Annotated in this window: 20 protein-coding genes; 8 read left to right on the top strand and 12 right to left on the bottom strand. The window is 68.8% G+C overall.

Going from position 1 to position 20,280, the window contains the following annotated elements:
• Positions 1-16: 16 nt before the first annotated feature.
• Complete coding sequence (locus AC6CR5_RS22135; RefSeq protein WP_498084965.1) at positions 17-1,792, top strand: M61 family metallopeptidase; 1,776 nt, start codon at positions 17-19, stop codon at positions 1,790-1,792.
• A gap of 524 nt (positions 1,793-2,316) precedes the next feature.
• Here AC6CR5_RS22135 and AC6CR5_RS22130 read toward each other — a convergent pair.
• From AC6CR5_RS22130 to AC6CR5_RS22110, 5 genes are all read right to left on the bottom strand, one after another.
• Positions 2,317-3,309: a tripartite tricarboxylate transporter substrate binding protein gene (locus tag AC6CR5_RS22130; RefSeq protein ID WP_498084964.1), complete on the bottom strand. Its 993-nt coding sequence runs from the start codon at positions 3,307-3,309 to the stop codon at positions 2,317-2,319.
• A 37-nt stretch (positions 3,310-3,346) separates the two neighbouring features.
• A complete protein-coding gene (locus AC6CR5_RS22125) occupies positions 3,347-4,051 on the bottom strand; it encodes a 3-oxoacid CoA-transferase subunit B (protein WP_498084963.1) in 705 nt (234 codons plus the stop codon).
• Position 4,052: 1 nt separating this feature from the next.
• Positions 4,053-4,718: a 3-oxoacid CoA-transferase subunit A gene (locus tag AC6CR5_RS22120; RefSeq protein WP_006386757.1), complete on the bottom strand. Its 666-nt coding sequence runs from the start codon at positions 4,716-4,718 to the stop codon at positions 4,053-4,055.
• Positions 4,719-5,687, bottom strand: a complete 969-nt coding sequence (locus tag AC6CR5_RS22115) for a Bug family tripartite tricarboxylate transporter substrate binding protein (protein WP_498084962.1) — start codon at positions 5,685-5,687, stop codon at positions 4,719-4,721.
• 133 nt (positions 5,688-5,820) lie between these two features.
• Positions 5,821-6,702: a LysR substrate-binding domain-containing protein gene (locus AC6CR5_RS22110; RefSeq protein WP_498084961.1), complete on the bottom strand. Its 882-nt coding sequence runs from the start codon at positions 6,700-6,702 to the stop codon at positions 5,821-5,823.
• A gap of 126 nt (positions 6,703-6,828) precedes the next feature.
• Between AC6CR5_RS22110 and AC6CR5_RS22105 the strand changes: the two genes are divergently transcribed.
• A complete protein-coding gene (locus AC6CR5_RS22105; protein ID WP_049070818.1) occupies positions 6,829-7,590 on the top strand; it encodes a maleate cis-trans isomerase family protein in 762 nt (253 codons plus the stop codon).
• Positions 7,591-7,645: 55 nt separating this feature from the next.
• On the opposite strand, the gene AC6CR5_RS22100 is transcribed toward AC6CR5_RS22105, so the two are convergent.
• Positions 7,646-8,572, bottom strand: coding sequence for a LysR family transcriptional regulator (locus AC6CR5_RS22100; protein WP_053499827.1), 927 nt, complete (start codon positions 8,570-8,572; stop codon positions 7,646-7,648).
• A gap of 153 nt (positions 8,573-8,725) precedes the next feature.
• Between AC6CR5_RS22100 and pcaD the strand changes: the two genes are divergently transcribed.
• Entirely contained in the window at positions 8,726-9,529 is an 804-nt protein-coding gene (pcaD, locus tag AC6CR5_RS22095; protein ID WP_238920600.1) for a 3-oxoadipate enol-lactonase, read from the top strand.
• A gap of 78 nt (positions 9,530-9,607) precedes the next feature.
• Here pcaD and AC6CR5_RS22090 read toward each other — a convergent pair whose 3' ends face one another.
• Complete coding sequence (locus tag AC6CR5_RS22090; protein ID WP_058665400.1) at positions 9,608-10,510, bottom strand: NAD(P)/FAD-dependent oxidoreductase; 903 nt, start codon at positions 10,508-10,510, stop codon at positions 9,608-9,610.
• Positions 10,511-10,632: 122 nt separating this feature from the next.
• Between AC6CR5_RS22090 and folB the strand changes: the two genes are divergently transcribed.
• Complete coding sequence (gene folB, locus AC6CR5_RS22085; RefSeq protein ID WP_006386740.1) at positions 10,633-10,992, top strand: dihydroneopterin aldolase; 360 nt, start codon at positions 10,633-10,635, stop codon at positions 10,990-10,992.
• Between the two features lie 2 nt (positions 10,993-10,994).
• Positions 10,995-12,011 (top strand): tRNA 2-thiocytidine(32) synthetase TtcA, encoded by a 1,017-nt coding sequence (gene ttcA, locus AC6CR5_RS22080; protein WP_238920602.1) that lies wholly within the window; start codon positions 10,995-10,997, stop codon positions 12,009-12,011.
• Positions 12,012-12,116: 105 nt separating this feature from the next.
• Here ttcA and AC6CR5_RS22075 read toward each other — a convergent pair whose 3' ends face one another.
• From AC6CR5_RS22075 to apaG, 5 genes are all read right to left on the bottom strand, one after another.
• Complete coding sequence (locus AC6CR5_RS22075) at positions 12,117-13,073, bottom strand: D-2-hydroxyacid dehydrogenase family protein (RefSeq protein WP_047993070.1); 957 nt, start codon at positions 13,071-13,073, stop codon at positions 12,117-12,119.
• Between the two features lie 63 nt (positions 13,074-13,136).
• Positions 13,137-13,901, bottom strand: a complete 765-nt coding sequence (locus tag AC6CR5_RS22070; protein ID WP_394817533.1) for a DsbC family protein — start codon at positions 13,899-13,901, stop codon at positions 13,137-13,139.
• 207 nt (positions 13,902-14,108) lie between these two features.
• Positions 14,109-15,278 carry a UbiH/UbiF family hydroxylase gene (locus tag AC6CR5_RS22065; RefSeq protein ID WP_054446346.1) on the bottom strand — a complete coding sequence of 390 codons (1,170 nt, stop codon included), beginning with the start codon at positions 15,276-15,278 and terminating at the stop codon, positions 14,109-14,111.
• Positions 15,275-16,576, bottom strand: coding sequence for a murein transglycosylase A (gene mltA / locus AC6CR5_RS22060; RefSeq protein ID WP_026385138.1), 1,302 nt, complete (start codon positions 16,574-16,576; stop codon positions 15,275-15,277). Before mltA ends, AC6CR5_RS22065 begins: the two co-directional genes overlap by 4 nt.
• A 41-nt stretch (positions 16,577-16,617) precedes the next feature.
• On the bottom strand, positions 16,618-16,992 hold the full coding sequence (gene apaG / locus AC6CR5_RS22055) for a Co2+/Mg2+ efflux facilitator ApaG/CorD (protein ID WP_006386734.1): 375 nt from the start codon (positions 16,990-16,992) through the stop codon (positions 16,618-16,620).
• Between the two features lie 45 nt (positions 16,993-17,037).
• Between apaG and rpe the strand changes: the two genes are divergently transcribed.
• From rpe to trpE, 3 genes are all read left to right on the top strand, one after another.
• Positions 17,038-17,757: a ribulose-phosphate 3-epimerase gene (gene rpe, locus AC6CR5_RS22050; RefSeq protein WP_006386733.1), complete on the top strand. Its 720-nt coding sequence runs from the start codon at positions 17,038-17,040 to the stop codon at positions 17,755-17,757.
• A gap of 12 nt (positions 17,758-17,769) precedes the next feature.
• Positions 17,770-18,477 carry a phosphoglycolate phosphatase gene (locus AC6CR5_RS22045; RefSeq protein ID WP_020925473.1) on the top strand — a complete coding sequence of 236 codons (708 nt, stop codon included), beginning with the start codon at positions 17,770-17,772 and terminating at the stop codon, positions 18,475-18,477.
• 273 nt (positions 18,478-18,750) lie between these two features.
• Positions 18,751-20,271: an anthranilate synthase component I gene (gene trpE, locus AC6CR5_RS22040; protein ID WP_024067527.1), complete on the top strand. Its 1,521-nt coding sequence runs from the start codon at positions 18,751-18,753 to the stop codon at positions 20,269-20,271.
• Positions 20,272-20,280 lie beyond the last annotated feature (9 nt).

The raw sequence follows: 20,280 nt of genomic DNA, 5'->3' as shown, positions 1-20,280 counted from the left end.
GAAATAAGATATACGCATGGAAAAAACCGATGCTTTCCCCATACTTTACCGCCTCGCGCCCCACGACCCCGCGGGGCACCGCTACCGGATAACCCTAACCGTCCAGGCGCCCTCGCCGGATGGCCAGCGCCTGTCGCTGCCGGCCTGGATTCCGGGCAGCTACCTGATCCGCGATTTTTCGCGCCAGATCGAGTCGCTGACGGCCCATGCGGGCAGCCGCCGCGTGCCTGTCGACAAAATAGACAATCACACTTGGCAGGCCGCGCCTTGCGACGGCCCGTTGCGGGTGGAGTACACGGTGTATGCCTGGGACCTGTCGGTGCGCGGCGCGCACCTGGACGAAACCCACGGCTTCTTCAACGGCACCAGCGTGTTCCTGCGGGTGCATGGGCAGGACCACCTGCCCTGCCTGGTGGACCTGGCGCCGCCGCGCGGCATCGATGGCTGGAAGGTCTACACCAGCCTGCCCGAGGCCCGCGGCCACAAGGGCGCGGCGCGCCGCCATGGCTTCGGCCTGTACCTGGCGCCGGACTACGACGCGCTGATCGATCATCCCGTTGAAATGGGCACGCCGCAGGTGGCGAGCTTCACGGCGCATGGCGCCGAGCATGAACTGGTGTTCACGGGCGTGGCGCCCAACCTGGACCTGGCCCGCATCACCGACGACGTGCGCAGGATCTGCGAAACGCAGATCGCCTTCTTCGAACCGCGCGGCAAGCGCGCGCCGTTCCTGGACAGCAGCGATCGCTATGTCTTCATGACCATGGTGACGGGCGACGGCTACGGCGGCCTGGAGCACCGCGCCAGCACGGCGCTGATGACGGCGCGCAAGGACCTGCCGGTGCTGGGCCAGCAGGGCCAGGGCGAAGGCTATCGCGGTTTCCTGGGACTGGTCAGCCACGAGTATTTCCACACCTGGAACGTCAAGCGCATCAAGCCGCAGGCGTTCGTTCCCTACGACCTGGCGCAGCCGGACCTGACGCGGCTGCTGTGGGTGTTCGAGGGGTTCACGTCCTACTACGACGATCTGCTGCTGCTGCGGTCCAACGTGATCACGCAGAACGATTACCTGCGCCTGCTGGCCAAGACCATCACCAGCGTGGCGCGCACGCCGGGTCGCCACAAGCAGTCGGTGGCGGAAAGTTCGTTCGACGCGTGGACGCGCTATTACAAGCAGGACGAGAATTCGCCCAATGCGCTGGTCAGCTATTACACCAAGGGCGCGCTGGTGGCGCTGGGGCTGGACCTGCTGATCCGCCAGGAGTCGGCGGGCGCGCATTCGCTGGACGATGTGATGCGGCTGTTGTGGCAGCGGTATGGGCGCGATTTCTATCGCGGCAAGGCGCAGGGGTTGGCGGAGGATGGCCTGCCGGCGCTGATCAAGGAGGCGACCGGGGTGGATGCGCGGCGCTTCATCGCGCGGCATGCCTATGGGACGGCGGATGTGCCGCTGGCGGAGCTGCTGGCCGCTCAAGGCGTCAAGCTGCAATGGAAAGCCTCGGTCAATATTCCTTCGCTGGATGTGCGCACGCGCAAGCAGGGGGATTCACTGGTGCTGGCGACCGTGCTGGAAGGCGGCGCGGGACATAGGGGCGGGTTGTCTGCCGGGGATGTGCTGGTGGCGATCGATGGCTTGAAGGTCGAGGGGGCCGCGGGCGTCGAAGTGTTGCTGGGGCAGTATCGGGTGGGGGATTGCGTTAGCGTGCATGTGTTCAGGCGGGATGAGTTGCGGATGTTTCAGGTTCGGTTGAGTGGGCCTGAGGCGTTGGATTGTGTGTTGTCGGTTGGGTGAGTATTTTTTTTAGGGCCTTCTTTATTGGAAGGCCCTTTTTGCATTGGGGCGGTGGGGTTCGTTCTTTAGGCGCGTGTGGCGGGGCAGGCGGGGGAGGACGGGGCTACGATTGCGGTCCGGAGCCTTCGCTCCGGACTGCCCCTGCGTCATCTTCGTCACAGCCTTCGGCTGCTCCTTCAGATTCCCTTGGGCGCATCTACACGCCCCGCCCTCCCCCGCCTGCCCCGCCACACGCTCGCGTTGAGACTTAACGGCCGTTGCTGGGGCGGGCTGTTTGCTTGGCGTTTTTGCGTCTAGGTGTGGGGTGGGGAGGATCTTGCGGGGCCCGCCGCAAGGCGGCCGCGCGGGCGGCCTTTTGCGGCTTACGCGGTGTCTTGCGATTTGTGATGACGCTCTCGCGGATGCCGGGATTTGCGTCTTGCGTGAGCGTTTTCTCGGGTTATGCCGGTCTTTGGGGCTGTCGCGCTGGCACTTGCAGTGACTTTTTCCGGTTGCACACGGTGGGCGCGAAGCGCCCTGCCGGGTCAGTTCAACTTCGCGCCGGAGACTTCGACGGCTTGTTTCCAGGTGTCGAGTTCCTTGTTGATGTGGTCGGCGAAGGCGGCGGGAGTGGAGCCTACGGTTTCGTAGCCGTAGCTGTTCAGCTGGGCCTTCAGGTCGGGGGTGTTGATGGCGGCGGCGATGGCGCTGCTGAGGGTGTCGAGGATGGCGGGTGGCGTGTTGGCGGGGGCCAGGATGCCGTACCAGCCGTTGACGACGAAGCCGGGGACGGCTTCGGCGACGGTGGGGACGTTGGGCAGCAAGGGGGAGCGGTGTTCGCCGGTGACGGCCAGGGCCTTGAGCTTGCCGGACTGCACTTGGGGGAGCGAGGTCGAGATGCTGTCGAACATCAGCGAGACCTCGCCGCCCAGCAACGCGACGACAGCAGGGCCGCTGCCTTTGTAGGGAACGTGCAGCATGTCGGTGCCGGTGCGGTGCTTGAACATTTCGGCGGCCAGGTGGCTGGTGTTGCCGTTGCCGGCGGAGGCGAAGCTGAGCTTGCCGGGGTGCTGCCTGGCGTAGGCGATGAGTTCGGAGATGCTGTTCGCCGGCGTGGACAGCGGCGCCGAGACCAGCATGGGCAGGGTCGCGACCAGCGAGACCGGGGCGAAGTCGCGCCGGGTGTCGTAGGGCAGCGAGGGATAGAGGCTGGGGTTGATGGTGTGGGCGGCCAGGACCATCAGCAGGGTGTAGCCGTCGGGCCTGGCGCGGGCCAACTGGGCCGAGGCGATGGCGCCGCCGGCGCCCGGCTTGTACTCCAGCACCACGGGCTGGTTCCACTTCTTTTGCAAGGCCGCGCCCAGCGGGCGGGCCAGCATGTCGGCGCTGCCGCCGGGCGGGTACGGGATCAGCAGCGTAATCGGCTTGTCGGGATAGGCGCCGGCGGGTGCCGCCGCCGCGGGCTGTGCGCGGACGGTGGTCGCCGCGGCAAACAACAGGCTGGCGGTTGCCAGGACGGCTAGGACGGGGCGGTGCATGGCGGACTCCGGGATGGCTCGGACAGGGCGGGTTGCCTCAGCCCCTGACGTAGCGCGGCGCGCCGGCGGCATCGAGCGCGATGACCGATGGCGTGTCGGTAAACCGCAGGGGCGCTTCGGTGGCGGCCTGCAGCGCCTCGGCGCTGACGCCTTGCAGCATGGCGTGCACGCGCAGGCCGGCGGACGTGACGTCGATCACGGCCAGGTCGGTGTAGATGCGCGTGACCACGCCGGCGCCGGTAAGCGGGTAGCGGCATTGGCGCAGGATCTTGGGCGCGCCGTCGCGGCCGCGGTGTTCCATCATGGCCAGCACCTGGCGCGCGCCGACGGCCAGGTCCATGGCGCCGCCCACGGCGGGAATGGCGTCGGCGGCATCGGTTTTCCAGTTGGCCAGGTCGCCGCGTTCCGACACCTGGAAGGCGCCGAGCACGGCGTAGTCCAGGTGGCCGCCGCGCATCATGGCGAACGACACGGTGTGTTCGGTGATGGAGGCGCCCGGCAGCAGGGTGATGGGTTGGCGGCTGGCGTTGATGAGGTCCGGATCGATGGCGTCTCCAGCCGCGGCCGGCCCCATGCCGGTGATGCCGTTCTCGCTGTGCAAGAGGATGTCCTTGTCGGGCGGCAGGTAGTCGCCCACCAGGGTCGGCATGCCGATGCCGAGGTTGACCACCGAGCCGTCGGGGATATCGCCGGCCAGCAATTGCGCGACCTGCTGGCGGGTCATGGGCGTGATCGTCGGCATTTCAGGTCTCCACCCGCACCACGGTTTTCACGAACAGGCCGGGCGTCATGATGTGCTCGGGCGCGAAGGCGCCCAGCGGCACGACCTCGTCGACCTGGGCGATGGCATGGCCGGCGGCCATGCACATCACGGGGTTGAAATTGCGCGCGGCGTGGCGGTACATCAGGTTGCCCCAGCGGTCGCCCTGATGCGCGCGGATCAGCGCGTAATCGCCGCGCAGCGGCTGTTCCAGCACGTAGCCGACGCCGTCGATCACTTCCTGGCGGCGTCCTTGCGCCAGCTCGGTGCCGTAGCCGGTGGGCGTGTAGAACGGCCCCAGGCCCGCGCCGGCCGCGCGCAGGCGTTCGGCCAGCGTGCCCTGCGGCACGCATTCCAGTTCCACTTCGCCGGCGCGGAAGGCGCGGGCGAAGGCCTCCGAATTGGGCGGGCGCGGATGCGAGCAGATGATCTTGCGCACCTGGCGGCGATCGAGCAGCGCGGCGATGCCGCGGTCAAAGGTGCCGGCGTTGTTGGCAATGATGGTCAGGTCGCGCCGGCCCAGTTCCGCCAGGCAGTGCAGCAGCTCGTATGGCACGCCGGCTTCGCCGAAGCCGCCCACCAGCACGCTGGCGCCATCGGGAATGATGGCCACGGCGTCCATCATGCAGGCCTGAATCTTGTCGATCACTTATTGCTCCTGGACGAGGCCGGCGGCGTCCACGATCCGCTTCCAGCGGACGCGTTCCTGGTCGATGAAGGCGGCGAACTCGGCCGGCGTGTCGCCGCCGGCCTGCCCACCCATGGCGCGAAAACGCTCGGCGACGTCGGGGCTGCGCACCACATCGCGGGTGGCGGCATAAAGCGCGTCGATGACGGCGGCGGGCGTGCCGGCCGGCGCCAGCAGGCCGAACCAGGCGGTGACCACCATGTCGGGCACGCCAGCTTCGGCCATGGTGGGCACGTCGGGCAATTCCGCCAGGCGCCGGTCGCTGGTGACGGCCAACGCGCGCAGCTTGCCCGACTGGATGTAGGGCATGGAGCTGGGCAGGTTGTCGATCATGAAAGTGAACTGCTGCCCAAGCAGCGCGGCCACCGCGGGGCCCGCGCCCTTGTAGGGCACGTGAGTGCCGCCGATGCCGGCGCGCTGCTTGAACAGTTCCGCCGACAGGTGCGGCGACTGGCCGCTGCCCGAGCTGCCGAACGACACCTGGCCCGGATCCTTCTTCGCCAGCGCCAGCAGGTCGGCCACGCTGCGCGCGGGCGAGGCCTCGTTGACCACCAGCACGTTGGGCACGGAAATCACCAGCGTCACCGGCGCGAAGTCGGCCGGCTTGTAGGGCAAGGTCTTGTAGAGCGCGTAGCTGATGGCATTGGGGCCGATGTTGCCCATCAGCAGCGTGTAGCCGTCGGGCCTGGCGCGCGCCAGGGTCTGCGCGCCGATGATGCCGGCGGCGCCGGCGCGGTTCTCGACGATGACCTGCTGGCCCAGCTTCGCGGCCAGCTTGTCGGCGATCAGGCGCGCCGCGATGTCGGTGGTGCCGCCGGGAGAGGCCGGCACGATGAGGGTGAGAGGCCGTTCGGGCCACGCCGCCACGGCGGGCCACGCCATGGCCAACAACAGCGCGCCGGCGGCCAGCCAGCGTTGCGGGTGCGGCATGCTTGTCTCCCTGCGAGATCCTGGTGCGGATCGTCTTGTGCGAAAGAGTGTGGCCGCGACGCCGCGAAATGCCTATTCCGGAATCTGGAGGAGCGGCTTCGCCTGCGCAAAAGAGCGCGCCGCGCCCGCCGTGTCAGCGGGCCGCCATCTGCGCCGCCGTGCGCAGGAACGCCCTCAGCGCGCGGTTGCCGTCGTCGCGCCGCGTGACCGCGTAGACCGTGCCGCTGCCCACCGCGGCCGGCAGCGCGCACACCGCGATGCGCGCGCCGAAGTGACCGCAGGTCGACTGCGGCACCAGCGCCACGCCCAGCCCTGCCGCCACCAGAGCCAGTTGCGCCGGCACTTCGGCCACGCGCTGCGCCACCGCCCGCGCCAGGCCGGCGCGGGCGCAGGTATCGGCCAGCTCGCGGGCGAAGGCCGAGGTCTCGGTGCGCAGCATCACGAAAGCGTCCTGCCTGAGGTCGGCCAGCGCCAGGCGCTTGCGCCCGGCCAGACGGTGCCCGGGCGGCAGGGCCGCCACCACCGGATCGGGCCACAGCGCCAGCGATTGCAGTTCGTCGTCGTCCACGGCGGTGCGCGAGATGCTGACGTCGATGCGGTGGCCGCGCAGCGCCTCCAGCTGCGCCGCCGGGTTCATCTCGTTGAGCAGCACCGAGACCTGTGGATGGCTGGCGGCATGGCGCGCGATCAGCGCCGGCACCGGCCCCATGAAATGCGAACCGGACAGGCCGATCTCGACCCGCCCCGCCCTGCCCTGGTCCACCGCGCGCACCCGCACCGTGGCGTCCTTCAGGCCCGCGAGCGTGGCGCGCACGTCATTCAGGAACGCCGCGCCGGCCTCGGTCAAGGCCACCCGGCGGTTGGTGCGGTCGAACAGCTTGACCTCCAGCTCGCGTTCGAGCTGGGCGATCTGCAGGCTCAGCGGCGGCTGCGAAATGTGCAACCGGGCGGCGGCGCGGGTGAAGTTGAGTTCTTCGGCCAGCACGGCGAAATAACGGAGTTGGCGGATTTCCATGGCGGCCAATGATTTGCGAAATATATGAAACCAGACAAAAACTATATTGGAAACTATCGTTCGCGGCGAGCAGAATCGGCTTCTCGCGCCCTCCCGGGCGCTGACAACGCTTACCGGAGACCCGCCATGACCCAGTCGCCCCGCGTCCTGCGCATCGGCCAGATCGTTCCCAGTTCCAACACCACCATGGAAACGGAGATCCCCGCCATGCTGCGCCGGCGCGAGACCATCGCGCCCGAACGCTTCACCTTCCATTCCAGCCGCATGCGCATGAAGCAGGTGACGGCGGCCGAGCTGGCCTCGATGGACCGCGAATCCGACCGCTGCGCGCAGGAACTGTCGGACGCGCGCGTCGACGTGCTGGGCTACGCCTGCCTGGTGGCCATCATGGCGCAGGGCCTGGGCTACCACCGCGCCTCGCAGGAACGGCTGCACCAGGCCACCGTGGACAACGGCGCGCCCGCGCCCATCGTCTCCAGCGCCGGCGCGCTGGTCGAGGGCCTGCACGCCATCGGCGCGCGCAAGGTCGCCATCCTGACGCCCTACATGAAGCCGCTGACCAAGCTGGTGGTGGACTACATCGAACACGAAGGCATCGAGGTGCACGACAGCCTGTCGCTGGAGATCGCCGACAACCTGAAGGTGGGCGCGCAGGACCCGCTGGCGCCCGCCAGCCATGTCGAACGCCTGGATACGCGCGGCGTCGACGCGGTGGTGCTGTCGGCCTGCGTGCAGATGCCGTCGCTGGCGTCGATCCAGCCGGTGCAGGACCGCCTGGGTCTGCCGGTGGTGACGGCCGCCGCGGCCACGGTCTACCGCATGCTCAAGGTGCTGGACCTGGAGACGCGCGTGCCCGACGCCGGCGAACTGCTGACCGGCAAGTACTGAACGGTGCGGCCGCTCCCTGTGTAGCGGGCAGGGCAAGCGGCTTTCGGATGCGGGATCAGGGCTTGCGCTTTTTTGCCGGCGACACGGCCTGGCGGATGGCGGGCGCGTGCGCGCGCAACGTGTCCCACAGGCGCGTCATGACCGGCCCCTGCGGCCGGTCGGCGCGGCGCGCGGCCGCCAACGTCTCGGTGCTGCCCGGCAGGTGACGATTCGCCAGCGACCACAGCCGGCCGTCTCTCAATTCGTCTTCCACCAGGAAGCGCGGCATGTGCCCCCATGCCAGTCCTTGCAGAATGATTTCTTTCTTCATCACCTGGTCCGCGACCGTGCACTGGCGCGCCCCCTCGATCATGAAGAAGTCGCGCGCCGGCGCATGGCGGGCGGTGTCGCGCATCACGCACTGGGTGTAGTCGCGCAGGTCCTCGGGCCGCAGGGCGCGCCTGGCCGGCGCCAGGTAGCCGGGCGCGGCAACGGGCACGAACGGCACCCTGCCCAGGTCGAGCCATTCGACGCGCGCGTCTCCCGCTTCCATACGATGCAGAATCAGGTCGGCATCGCCTTCCAGCAATCGTTCCCAAGGCCCGGTCACGGCTTCGAAATGCAGGTTCAGTCGCGTGGCCGGCCACTGCGCAAAGAACTTTCCCAACAGGCCCAGCAGCAGCGGGCGCGGGCAGAAGTCGCCGATCACCACGTTCAGTTCGCTTTCCTGGCCCATGGACAACTGCTCGGCATGCGCGCGCAGGCCGGCCAGTTCGCGCAGCAAGGCCTGGGCGCGCCGATGAAACGATTGGCCCGCCGGGGTCGCCTTCACCCTGTAGCCGCCCCGGTCGAGCAGTTGCAGGTCGAGCTGGCGCTCCAGCTTGGCGACCGCCGCGAAGACCGCGGGATGCGAGCGATGCAGTGTTTCCGCCGCCGCCTGGAAGCCGCCCTCGCGCACCACCGCGTCAAAGCACTGCAGGTCGTGCAAGGTAAATTCGCTCATGTCGGAAATTCCTACAATGTCTGTGCGAACTTTGTAATTTCTTTGGCGCCTGGCCGCAACTACGATCCCGTTCACGTTGTTCCAACGTAGCCGGCCCGGCAGATGAGCGCGACATCCGCCCCGAGGCCCTCTCCCTCACACAGGACGCTCATCATGCAAGACGACATTCCCTTCATCACCACGGGCGACGGCGCCCGCATCGCCTACCGCTGGGACGGCGGCGACGCCGGTCTGCCGGTGCTGGCCTTGTCCAATTCCATCGGCACCACGCTGCACATGTGGGACGACCTGGCGCCGGCGCTCGCGCGCCACTTCCGTGTACTGCGCTTCGACACCCGCGGCCACGGCGCTTCCAGCGTGCCGGCAGGCCCCTACTCGCTGGACCGACTCGGCCGCGACGTGCTCGAACTGTTCGACGCGCTGGGCGTGGCGCGGGCCCACTTCCTCGGCCTGTCGCTGGGCGGCATCATGGGCCAATGGCTGGGCGTGCATGCGCCAGAACGCATCGACCGCCTGATCCTGGCCAACACGTCGCCCTATCTCGGCCCCGCGCCGCAATGGGACGAGCGTATCGCCACCACGCTGCGGGCGCCGGACATGAAGGACACCGCCGAGACCTTTCTGGCCAACTGGTTCCCGGCCGAGATGCTGCGCGCCGGCGGGCCGGTGATCGACACCTTCCGCGACATGCTGCTCAATACCGACCGGCACGGCCTGGCGGGCGCGTTCGCGGCCGTGCGCGACACCGACCTGCGCCGCACCATTGCGCTGATCCCGCGACCGACGCTGGTGATCGCGGGCCGCGACGACACCGTCACCGCCGCCAGCCATGGCGAGCAGATCGCCGCGACCGTGCCGGGCGCGCAATGGCTGCTGCTGGACGCGGTGCACCTGTCCAACATCGAGCGGCCCGATGAATTCCGCGAGGCGGTGCTGGGCTTCCTGCTGTCGCGCTGAAAAAAAGACAGATCGGTGCCGGGGACGAAACGCGCCGGGGACCGAGGGCTGGCCTGCAAGGGCCGGGGGAACGCGAAGCTACTCCCCCGCCCGTTCCCAGCGCCGCTGGATCGCCTTGGCCGCCACCACGCCATCGGCCATCGACGTGACCACGCAGGGATGCATGCGATGGGCCACCTCGCCGATGGCGTAGATGTCCGGCACGCTGGTCTCGGCGGTGGCGAAATCGGTGCGGATGTAGCCGCGCTCGTCGCGCGCCAGTTGCAGGCCGTCGGCGAACGCGGCCTGCGGCTCCCAGCCGTAGAACACCAGGATCAGGTCGTAGCGCTGGCCGTCGACGCTGCGGGTGGCCGGATCCACCTGGTACGGGCCGATGCGCACGCCTTCCTTGCCGGCGCGCAGCACCCATTGCTGCTGCGCCCGCACGCTGCGGGCGTACAGGTGCACGGCGCGGGCGCCGCGGTTGCGCACGTAGACGTAGTTTTCGAAGGCGTTGTCGCCCCCACCCAGCACCGCCACCGACAGGCCGGAGTAATCCTGCGCCACGATGGGCGAACCCGGCCCGATCAACACGCCGGGCCAGCTGGCGCCCGGCGGATGTTCCGGAAAGCCCTTGGCGCGCACGCCCGAGGCGATCACCAGGGTGCGACCGCGCGCCAGCGATACGTCCCCATTGGCGTCGGAAAGGGTCGCCTCGATGCCGCCCTTGCAGGGCCGCACCGCCGTCACCCGGGTGTCCAGGCGCAGCGGCACGCCGGCGGCGCGCACGCTGGTATCGATATTGGCGGCCACCTGCTGGCCGGTCATGCCGGGCAGCACCGCGATCCAGTCGTCGGCGAAGGGGTTGTCCACGCTCAGGCCGCCCAGGCGGCCGCTGGCCTCGACCAGCAGCGGCGCCAGGCCCAGACGGGCCAGCCAGAGGGCGCAGGAGGCGCCGGCCGGGCCGCCCCCTACAATGACCGCATCGTGCATCTGTTGCATTTCATCCCTTGTTTGCCGTCGCCGCCCCCGCGCGGGCGCCCGGCCATGGCCGGATTGTAGCCAGCGCGCCGGCCCGGTCCGCCGCCGCCTTACAATTCCGGGATTCCACCCAGGTTTTCATCATGCCCACACGCCGCATCATCCTTTCCGGGCTCGCGCTCGACGCCCGCATCGGCATCCTCGAACATGAACGCCGCGCCACCCAGCCGCTGCACGTCGACGCCGAGTTCGACGTCGACATCCAGCGCGCGGTCGACGACCACGATATCCACAGCGTGCTGGACTATCGCCGCCTGCGCGAGGCCATCGTCGAGGAATGCACCCAGGCGCACGTGAACCTGATCGAAACCCTGGTGGAACAAGTCGCCGCGCGCCTGTTGGCCGACTTCCATGAAATCCGCTCGCTGCGCCTGCGCATCAGCAAGCCCATGGCCTTCTCCGACTGTGCGGCGGTGGGCGTGGAAATCCAGATCTCGCGTTGACCATGAACGATATCGCCTCCCCCGACATCCGCGCCGTGGCGGACTCCATTGATGCGGTGGCGCCGACCGGCGCCGTCTCCGTGGCCGGCCCCGACGACAAGAAGGCCCGCCACGAAGGCAACAAGCTCACCAAGCGCCTGGCGCGCGAGACCACCCGCGCCATTTCCGACTACAACATGATCGAGTCGGGCGACCGCGTCATGGTGTGCCTGTCGGGCGGCAAGGACTCGTACGCCATGCTGGACATTCTGCTCCAGCTGCAAAAGCGCGCGCCGTTCCCGTTCGAGCTGGTCGCGGTCAACCTCGACCAGAAGCAGCCCGGCTTCCCGGCCGACATCCTGCCGCGCTACCTGACCGAGCTGGGCGTGAAGTTCCACATCGAGACGCAGGACACCTATTCGATCGTCACCCGCGTGCTCGAAGAGGGCAAGACGATGTGCTCGCTCTGTTCGCGCCTGCGCCGCGGCATCCTGTACCGCGTGGCCTCGGAACTGGGCGCCACCAAGATCGCGCTCGGCCACCACCGCGACGACATCCTGGGCACCTTCTTCCTGAACCTGTTCTACGGCGGCAAGGCCAAGGGCATGCCGCCCAAGCTGGTGTCCGACGACGGCCGCCACACGGTCATCCGCCCGCTCGCCTACGTGCCGGAAACCGACCTGATCGCCTACGCCGAACTCAAGCAGTTCCCGATCATTCCCTGCAACCTGTGCGGCTCCCAGGAAAACCTGAAGCGCAAGGAAGTCGGCCGCATGATCAAGGAATGGGACAGGCAGCACCCGGGCCGCTCGTGGAACGTCTTCAACGCCCTGTCGCGCGTGGTGCCGTCGCACCTGATGGACCGCGACCTGTTCGACTTCGTCGGCCTCAAGCCGACCGGCGTGCCGGACGCCAACGGCGACACCGCCTTTGACGCGGTCGATCCGTCGGATGACACGGACGAGGCCTGTGGCGACACGCCCGCCACGCCCGACGCGGCCGGCATCGTCGAAAAGAAAGTGACCTTCACGCGGGGCTGAGCGCGGCGTGGGGGCCCTTTTCATCGCCGAGCCGCCTCAAGATGAAAACGCCCCCTTGGGGGGCAGCAAGCCGAAGGCGCGGCGTGGGGGCCTCCCCCCTGGCGCTCAGCCGTTCAGCACCCGCACCGGCTGGCCATCGCGCCAGGCCTTCACGGCCTCCAGCGCGTTGCGGTAGAAGGCCTCGAAGTTCTCGCGGCTGACGTAGCCCAGGTGCGGCGTCAGGATGACGTTGTCCAGGTCGCGCACGCTGTCGGTGGGCGACAGCGGCTCGTCCGGAAACACGTCCAGCCCGGCGCCGGCGATGCGGAACTTCACCAGCGCGTCCATCAGCGCCGCCTGGTCCACCAGGCCGGCGCGCGACGTGTTCACCAGGTAGGCCGTCGGCTTCATCGCGGCCAGCGCGGCGGCGTCGACGATGTGGCGGCTGCGATCGGACAGGATCAGGTGCAGGCTGACGACGTCGGACGTCGCGAACAACTCGTGCTTGTCGACCCGCGTGACGCCCGCCTCGGCGGCGCGCTCGTCGGTCAGGTTGGGGCTCCAGGCCACCACGTCCATGCCGAACGCCAGGCCCACCTTGGCCACCGCCGCGCCCAGCTTGCCCAGTCCCAGCACGCCCAGCCGCTTGCCGGCCAGGGGCTCGGGCATGCCGGTCTGCCACATGCCCCGGCGCATGGCGGCGTCTTCGGCGGGCAGGTGCTTGAACAGCCCCAGGATGTGGGCCCAGGCCAGTTCGGCGGTGGCGGTGTTGGCGTCGGCGCTGCCGGGCGCGCCGCTGACCACGATGCCCTGCGCGGCGCAGGCCTGCATGTCGATGGCGTTGTTGCGCATGCCGGTGGTGACCAGCAGGCGCAGGTTCGGCAGCGCGCGGATGCGCTCGGCGGGAAACGGCGTGCGTTCGCGCATGGCCACGATCACCTCGAAGGGTGCGAGCGTGGCCTCGACCTGCTCGTCGGGAATGAAGTTGTTGAAGATCCGCACTTCGGCGTCGCCGCCGAGGGATCCCCAGTCCGCGTAGCGCTTGGCGACGTCGTGGTAATCGTCGAGTATTGCGATTTTCAAGTTAGTCTCCGGGTGGCGTGGCGCTCGCTGCGCCAGCCGCCCGGCCGGCGCGACCCGCGCCGGTCAGTTCAGTCGTGCCTTGAGTTGGTCCAGCGGCAACGCGCCGCTGGTGCGCGAGCCGTCGGCAAAGAACATCGTGGGCGTGCCGCGCACCATCAGTTGCTTGCCCAGCGCCAGCAACTTGTCCTCGGGCACGCTGCAATTGGCGGTGGCCGGCTTCTGGCCGCGCAGCATCCAGTCATCCCACGCCTTGCCCGGGTCCGCCGAGCACCAGACGTCACGCACCTTGACGTTGGAGTCGGGCGACAGGATCGGGTACAGGAAGGTGTAGACGGTGATGTTGTCGACGTCTTCGAGCGTCTTGCGCAACTGCTTGCAGTAACCGCAGTTGGGGTCCTCGAAGATCGCGACCTTGCGCGAGCCGTCGCCCTTGACCTGCTTGATGGCCAGGTCCAGCGGCAACTGGTCGAACGGGATGGAACCGAGCTTTTCCTGCGCCTCGCGGGTGACGTCGCGGCGCGTCATGGCGTCGATCAGCGGACCTTCCATCACCCAGGTCACCTTTTCGTCGGTGTAGATCAGGTCCATGCCCAATTGCACCTCGAACAGCCCGTAGGGCGTGCGGCGCACGGCGGTCACGTCCATGCCGGTGAAGCGCTGCTTGAAACGTTCCTTGACAGCATCCGCCACGGGATCGGCGGGCGCCACCTGAGTGGTGGAATAGCTCTTGCTGCCCTTGCCCGCCTGGCCGACCGTGCTGGTGGAAACGGCCTTGTCGCCCGTTGCCTGCGCTTGAGCGCTGGCGGACAGGCCCAGGCCCGCGGCCATGAAGCAGGCGGCCAGCGTGGCGGAAAAACGGAAATTCATGGGGACTCCTGTATTTAGCGTGACGTATCGCCCTCGTTGGCCGAAAGCGTAACCGATCCGACGAAAGGGGCTGGCGGGGGGCTTGCCGGAATCAGACCCCCCGGCGCCCTGCGGGTTCCGTGCCGGGCCGGCGGCGTCAGTGCATCGAGCGACGCGGGCCGATGCGATTCAATTCGTCGAGGCCCCGGCGATCAGGCGCCGCTTGACCAGCGGGACCCGCTCGACCCAATGCATGCCGGCATTGCGCAACCACACCAGCGGCGTGGCATGCGAACCGAACAGCTTGTGCAGCCCGTCGGTGGCCAGCCGCAAGGCCAGCACCGGCTCGGCGCGGGCGCGCTGGTAGCGATGCAGCACCCGCAGGTCGCCCGCCTGGCGGTAGGGTTCGCGTCCGGCCACGGTGCGGGCCAGCGCCTCGACGTCGCCCAGCCCCAGGTTCAGGCCCTGCCCGGCCAGCGGGTGCAGCCGGTGGGCGGCGTCGCCGGCCAGCGCGATGCCGGGCGCCACCATCTGGGCACGCTCCAGCGTCAGCGGAAAGCCATGCAGCTTGCTGCGCACCTTCAGGCGTCCCAGGCGGCCCTGGGCCGCATGTTCCAACAGCGATTCCAGGCGGGCCGCCTGCGCATCCGCGGGCAAGGCCAGCAATTCCCGCGCCTGCGCGTCGCGCATCGACCAGACCATCGATACCTGCGGGCCGTCGGCCGTGTCCGGCAGCGGCAGCAGCGCCAGCACGCCGTCGTCGCGGAACCACTGGAAGGCGGTGCCCTGGTGGGCGCGCTCGGCGTCCAGGTTAACCACCAGCCCGGTGTCGTGGTAGGAAACGGCGTCATGCTTGAGGCCGGCGGCGGTGCGCAGCGGCGAAGCGGCGCCATCGGCGCCGACGAACAATTCGGCCTGGATGCGGGCGCCGCTCTCGGTTTCCACCGTGCCAGCCTGGTAGCCGGTGCAGCGGTCTTCCAGCCAGGGGATGCCGAACATGCGCACCGCCTGGATCAGCACCCGCTCGATCTCGCCGGACTCGACGATCCAGGCCAGTTGCGGCAGGGCCGCCTGCCAGGCGTTCAGGTGTACCAGGCCATCGGCGTCGCCATGGATCTCCATGGCCTGCACCGGCGTCAGGCGGGCCGACGGCAGCGCGTCCCACACGCCCAGCTCGGCCAGGAAACGCTGGCTGGCGGGCGAGATGGCGTAGACGCGCGCGTGGTAATGGTTGGGATCCGCCGGTGGCACGGTCGTACGCGGCGCCAACAGGGCCACGCGCTGGCCGCGGCGGGCCAGCGCCAGGGCCGAGGACAGGCCGACGATGCCGGCCCCGCAAACCACGATCTGGTGTGTCATCTTGCGCTCGGCTCCCCGGCCTGCTTCGGCCACAGCAGCCACATCTGGCCGCGTTGCTTCATGCGTCCGGCCTGCTGGCCGGCCTCGTCGCCGTAGCCCCAGTAGAAGTCGGCGCGCGCCGCGCCGCGGATGGCGGTGCCGGTGTCCTGGGCGAACACCAGGCGTTGCAACGGCCGGTCGGAGGCCGGGAAGGTGGTGGCCAGGAACACCGGCGTGCCCAGCGGCACGAAACCGGCATCCACCGCGATCGCCCGCCGCGGGGCCAGGTTGACGCCATAGGCGCCCTTGGGGCCGAGCTCGGGATCGATCACCGGCTCTTCGCGGAAGAACACCACGGCCGGGTTGGCGTTGAGCATCTCGGGCACGCGCTTGGGATTGCGCTGCGCCCAGGCGCGGATGTTCTGCATCGAGGCCTGGTCGGCCGACAGCTCGCCGCGGTCCGCCAGCCAGCGGCCGATGGACACGTAGGGCTGCCCGTTGTGGTCGGCGTAGGCCACGCGGATGGTCTTGCCGCTGTCGGGGCCGTCGGTCAGCAGCACGCGGCCCGAGCCCTGCACCTGCAGGAAGAAGTTGTCGACCGGGTCGTCGACCCACACCACCACCGGCGGGCGGCGGCCGGTCGATTCGATGGCCGCGCGGGTGTCGTAGGGCACCACGCGCTTGCCGTCGAGCTTGCCGCGCACGCGCTTGCCGGCCAGTTCCGGATAGACCGAGCCCAGGTCGATGGTCAGCAGGTCGGCCGGCACCGCGTACAGCGGCCATTGGTAGTTGCCGCCCTGGCGGCGCGAACCGCGCACCAGCGGCTCGTAATAGCCAGTGACGGTATTGGCGGCCGGCTTGCCGTCGGCCGCGTTCAGGCGCCAGGGTTGCAGGTAGGTCTGCAGGAAGCGGCGCACGCCCTCGGCATCGTTGGCGGCGGGCGCCCGGGCCGGATCGGCCGCGGCGGCACAGACCGGCTGCCAGGCGCGCGGGGTGGCGCGGGCGGGAGCGGCCAGGTTGCCGCTGGTCGGGCGCATCAGCCCCTTGCAGTTGCGCAGGAACAGGGGCCAGAACTGGGCCAGGTCGTCGCTGCTCCAGCCCGGCATCTCGGCCCAGGTGCCGGCCTTGTATTTGCCGGCCAGGGCGCGCGGCGGCGTATCGGGCAGGGCCGACAGCGCCGGCACCACCAGCGGACCGTCGACGGCCGCGGGGCGGGCGCCGGAAACGCCGGGTTCACCGGATTCGGGCGGGATCTCTGAGGTGGTGGTACATGCCGCCAGCAGGGCCGACAGCACGGACAGGCTAAGAATGCGCTTCATGAGCAGATGGAAAACCGTACAACGTATGGCCGCGCCCCGCGTCAGTGCAGGGTGCGCGGCATGGCCAGGACGAATTCGGAAATCGGCACTTCGAACGGAATGCCGTTCTCGCCGACGCAATGATAGGTGCCGCGCATCGTGCCGACCGGCGTGGGCAGGGGGCAGCCGCTGGTGTATTCGAAGGTCTCGCCGGGCGCCAGCAGGGGCTGCTGGCCCACGACGCCCAGCCCGCGCACTTCCTGCACGCGCTGGTTGCCATCGGTGATAATCCAGTGGCGGCTGATCACCTGGGCCGGATGCTCCCCGGTATTGGTGATGCGCACGGTATAGGCGAACACGTATTGCTGTTCGCCGGGATCGGACTGTTCAGGCACGAAGCGCGGAGTGACAGAGACGCTCAGGTCGTAGGGTTTCACAGTCCTTTCCTGTGTGGCACGAGCAAGCTGCAATAATGGCACATTATGCCTTCACCCACCCCGAACGCCATGTCTACCACCACCCGCATCACCCCCAGCATCCTGTCCGCCGACTTCGCCCGCCTGGGCGAGGAAGTGCGTGACGTCGTCGCCGCCGGCGCCGACTGGATCCATTTCGATGTGATGGACAACCACTACGTGCCCAACCTGACCATCGGCCCGATGGTCTGCGCGGCGATCCGTCCCCATGTTTCCGTGCCGATCGACGTGCACCTGATGGTGGAGCCGGTGGACGCCCTGGTGCCGATGTTCGCCAAGGCCGGCGCCAACTACATCAGCTTCCACCCGGAAGCCAGCCGCCACGTCGACCGCACCCTGTCGCTGATCCGCGAGAACGGCTGTAAGGCCGGCCTGGTGTTCAACCCCGCCACGCCCCTGTCGTACCTGGACCACGTCATGGACAAGGTCGACCTGGTGCTGATCATGTCGGTCAACCCCGGCTTCGGCGGCCAGAGCTTCATCCCCGGCGCGCTGGCCAAGCTGCGCGAGGCCCGCGCCCGCATCGACGCCTGGACCCAGGCCGGCGGCCACGAAATCGTGCTGCAGGTGGACGGCGGCGTGAAGATCGACAACATCGCCGAAATCCGCCGCGCCGGCGCCGACACCTTCGTGGCCGGCTCGGCCATCTTCGGCAAGCCCGACTACCCCGGCATCATCAAGTCCATGCGCGAGCAGATCGCCATCGGCGAAACCACCGCCGTCTGAGGAATACCCGCAATGACTCCCTTTCGCGCCGCGCTGCTGGACCTGGACGGCACCCTGCTCGACTCCATCCCCGACCTGGCCTTCGCGGCCAACGCCATGCGCGTGGAACTCGGCATGATCGCGCTGCGCGAGGATGTCGTGGCCACCTTCGTCGGCAAGGGGGTGGACAACCTGGTGCGCCGCAGCCTGGCTGGCAGCCTGGACGCCGCCGACCCGTCGCCCGAGGACTTTGCCCGGGCGCGCGAGGCCTTCTACCGCCACTACCACCTGGTCAACGGCGAACGCGCCCAGGTCTACCCGGGCGTCATCGAAGGCCTCAAGCACATGCGCGAGCAGGGCCTGAAACTGGCCGTGGTCACCAACAAGCCCACCGAATTCACCCTGCCGCTGCTGCAACGCACCGGCCTGGCCGGGTTTTTCGACGCGGTGGTGTGCGGCGACACCTGCGCCCGCCGCAAACCCGACCCCGACCAGGTGCTGCACGCCTGCGAACTGCTGGGCGTGACGGTGGCCGAGGCCGTCACCATCGGCGATTCCATCAACGACGCCCAGGCCGGCCGCAGCGCCGGCACCCAGGTGCTGGTGGTGCCGTATGGTTACAACGAAGGCCGTGACGTGCGCGAGCTCGATGTCGATGGTATAGTGGACACGCTCGTCAACGCCGCCCAGTGGGTGGAGCTCTGGAATCAGAACCAGAACGCCGCGAAAGCCCAGGCCTGAAGCCGGGGTCCGCGCCCTTGACGGCACACTTGAACATCGAACCGCTATCACCTGATGAACGTTTCCATCCAGAACCAAATGCTCGGCGCCTCGTGGCGCTGGTGGCGTTTGTCTTCCGGGTGGCGATGATTCCCTTCCCGGCCCTGGACGCGTCCCCGCCTCCCAGCGCCGATACTGTGTAGAACACAGAGCCAAGCCCGGAACCAGTAACCTGGACCGGGCTTTTTGTTGTGTGCCCGGTCCCCAGCAGATACCCATCGCCCCGAGACCGACATGACCGAAATCGAATTCAAAGCCCTCGCCGCCCAAGGCTACAACCGCATCCCGCTGGTGGCCGAGACCTACGCCGACCTGGACACCCCGCTGGGCATCTACCTGAAGCTGGCCCATGCCGGCCCGCAGGCCGGCCGCATGACCTGCCTGATGGAGTCGGTGGTGGGCGGCGAGCGCTTCGGCCGCTATTCCTTCATCGGCCTGCCGGCCCGCACCGTGATCCGCGCCAGCGGCACCCGCACCGAGGTGCTGCACGACGGCAAGGTGGTCGAGACCCACGACGGCGACCCGCTGGCCTTCATCGAGCAGTACCAGGCCCGTTTCAAGGTGGCCCTGCGCCCCGGCATGCCGCGCTTCTGCGGCGGCCTGGCCGGTTACTTCGGCTACGACACCGTGCGCCACATCGAACCGTGCCTGGGCCCCGCCGTGAAGCCGTTCCCGGCCGGCATGGAAGGCGGCACGCCCGACCTGATGCTGATGCACGTGGACGAGCTGGTCATCGTCGACAACCTGGCCGGCCGCATCTACCTGATGGTCTATGCCGACCCGGGCCAACCCGAAAGCTACAGCCGCGCCCAGCAGCGCCTGCACGACCTGCGCGCGCGCCTGCGACGCCCGGTGGAAATTCCCTACAGCCACGCCAGCATGCAGACCGAGGAGCGGCGTGACTTCAAGAAGGAAGACTACCTGGCGGCCGTGCACCGCGCCAAGGAACACATCGCCGCCGGCGACCTGATGCAGGTGCAGATCGGCCAGGTCATCGCCAAGCCTTTCCGCGACTCCCCCCTCTCCCTCTACCGCGCCCTGCGGTCGCTCAACCCCTCCCCCTACATGTACTTCTGGAACTTCGGTGACTTCCAGGTGGTGGGCGCGTCGCCCGAGATCCTGGTGCGCCAGGAGCGCGTGGTTGTGGACGGCGCGCCCAAGTCGCAGGTCACCATCCGCCCGCTGGCCGGCACCCGCAAGCGCGGCGCCACGCCCGAGGAGGACGCCGCCCTGGCCGCCGAGCTCAAGGCCGACCCCAAGGAAGTGGCCGAGCACGTGATGCTGATCGACCTGGCCCGCAACGACGTCGGCCGCGTCGCCGAGGTGGGTTCGGTCAAGGTCAGCGACACCATGGTGATCGAGCGCTATTCGCACGTCATGCACCTGGTGTCCAACGTCACCGGCAACCTGAATCCCGGCATGAGCAGCATGGACGTGCTGCGCGCCTCGTTCCCTGCCGGCACCCTGACCGGCGCGCCCAAGGTCGAGGCCATGAAGATCATCGACGAGCTCGAGCCCGTGCGCCGCGGCATCTACGGCGGCGCGGCCGGCTACCTCAGCTACGGCGGCGAAATGGACGTGGCCATCGCCATCCGCACCGGCGTCATCAAGGACGGCACGCTGTACGTGCAGGCCGCCGCCGGCATCGTCGCCGACTCCAACCCCGAAGCCGAATGGGCCGAGACCGAGGCCAAGGCCCGCGCCGTGCTGCGCGCGGCCGAGCAGGTCCAGCACGGCCTGGACGAGCCCATCTGAGACGCCCGC

This window comes from Achromobacter sp. EG18 (assembly GCF_059759395.1).
Note: the sequence above shows the minus strand (reverse complement) of the source record. Positions and strands in the feature narration are given on the sequence as shown.